We start from the raw sequence: 1476 nt of genomic DNA, 5'->3' as shown, positions 1-1476 counted from the left end.
CAGCATAGCCTTGTGCCTGGGTGACCAGAATGATGGCGACCGGTTTGCCCGCCAGTGTCGCCCGGTAAGCGGCCAGGATCCGGCTGTTTGGCCGCTGTGCGGCGGGCCTGGGCAGGGGGCTGTCCAGCGGCTGGTTGTCGTAACTGCCTTCTGGCAGTACCGCCAGCCGCTGCCTGCTGTTCAATTGTTTTTCTGCGTCGGCGACGGCCGCGCTGGTCCAGTGGCGCAAGGCAAGGGTGGCCGACAATGCCAGTGCCCCAGTCAGTAGCAGCACGCCCATGTCACGTATCAGGCGCTTCATCGGGCGACCCGCTGGCGCTGCAAGGCCAGGCGTTCCAGGCTCGGCGCCGTGAGGTTCATCAGCAGGATGGCGAACGCCGTGCCGTCCGGGTAGCTACCCCAGGTGCGGATCAGGTATATCAGCAGGCCTGCCCCCAGGCCGAACCCCAGCTTCGCCCACTCCTGCCGGGGCCCGGTCACCGGTTCGGTGGCAATGAAGAACGCCGCCATCATGGTCGAGCCGGAGAACAGGTGCAGCAGGGGGGAGCCGTTGGAGTCCGAACCCGAGCCATTCCAGCCCAGCAGGCTGAACAGGAACAACCCTGCCAGCAGGCCTGCCGGCGCATGCCAGCTGATCACCTTGCGTTGCAGCAGGAACAGGCCGCCCAGCAGAAATGCCAGGTTGACCCATTCGCTGCCCCGCCCTCCGATGCTGCCGAAGCCCGGGTGGCTGGCGAACAGCTCATCGATGGTCAGGCTGCGGTTGTGACGCAGGCCGTCGAGCAGTGTCGGCCGGGCCCAGGCATCGATCTGATCGCTGCCGATGAATACCTGTTGCAGGCTGTCGAGCAGGCCAGGTGCTGGCCCTGGCCAATGGTTCATCTGCAACGGGAAGCTCAGCAGCACGAAGGCGTAGCCGACCATGGCCGGGTTGAACAGGTTGCGCCCGACCCCACCAAAGGCCTGCTTGCCGATGCCGATGGCAACGCTGGTAGCGATCACCGGCAACCACCATGGCGTCAGGGGGGGGAGGGCGGCGGCCAGCAGCACGGCAGTGACCAGCGCGCTGCCATCATTCAGCGCCGTGCTCCACTGTTGTGCTCGCAATGTGAGTACCAACCCCTCGCACAGCAGCGCGGCACTGGCGCAAAGCAACAGGTTCAGCAGCAAACTCCAGCCATGCAGCCAGAACAGCGCCAGCAGGCCAGGTACGCAAGCCAGCAACACCAGGCCCATGCTGGTGCGGAGCCGCGGGTCGGGCTTGGCAGTCATTGGGCGAACAGCCCGTTGAAGCCTGAAAACGCCATGGCCATCACCCCGGCACCGAGCAGTTCGATGGGCAGGCCGCGCATTGCCCCGGGGGCTGCGGCATGAGCGCTGCGCTGGCGNAGGTCGGCGAACAACACTAGCGCCAGCCAGAAGCCGCTGCCGGCCAGCAGGCCTTGCAGCAGGGTAGCTAGCCATGTGCTGTCGTCA

The 1476-nt window shown here is 66.1% G+C and carries 2 protein-coding genes and 1 pseudogene; all 3 read right to left on the bottom strand.

Annotation, left to right across the window (positions count from 1 at the left end):
* A pseudogene (locus JV551A3_RS26925) lies at nucleotides 1-301 on the bottom strand (RnfABCDGE type electron transport complex subunit G); the annotation flags it as partial.
* The gene (locus JV551A3_RS26920) at nucleotides 298-1272 is read right to left on the bottom strand and encodes an RnfABCDGE type electron transport complex subunit D (protein ID WP_133979247.1); all 975 of its coding nucleotides are present in this window, start codon (nucleotides 1270-1272) and stop codon (nucleotides 298-300) included. The pseudogene JV551A3_RS26925 and the gene JV551A3_RS26920, both read right to left, overlap by 4 nt.
* A partial coding sequence (locus JV551A3_RS26915) for an Rnf-Nqr domain containing protein (RefSeq protein WP_328592121.1) occupies nucleotides 1269-1476 on the bottom strand: 208 nt, incomplete at its 5' end. The genes JV551A3_RS26915 and JV551A3_RS26920, both read right to left, overlap by 4 nt.

This window comes from Pseudomonas inefficax, assembly GCF_900277125.1.
In the GTDB taxonomy this organism is placed as follows: Bacteria; Pseudomonadota; Gammaproteobacteria; order Pseudomonadales; family Pseudomonadaceae; genus Aquipseudomonas; species Aquipseudomonas inefficax.
Note: the sequence above shows the minus strand (reverse complement) of the source record. Positions and strands in the feature narration are given on the sequence as shown.

Coding starts and splice junctions, on each gene's coding strand:
- JV551A3_RS26920 (WP_133979247.1), bottom strand. CDS start 1,272: ATGACTGCCAAGCCCGACCCGCGGCTCCGCACCAGCATGGGCCTGGTG.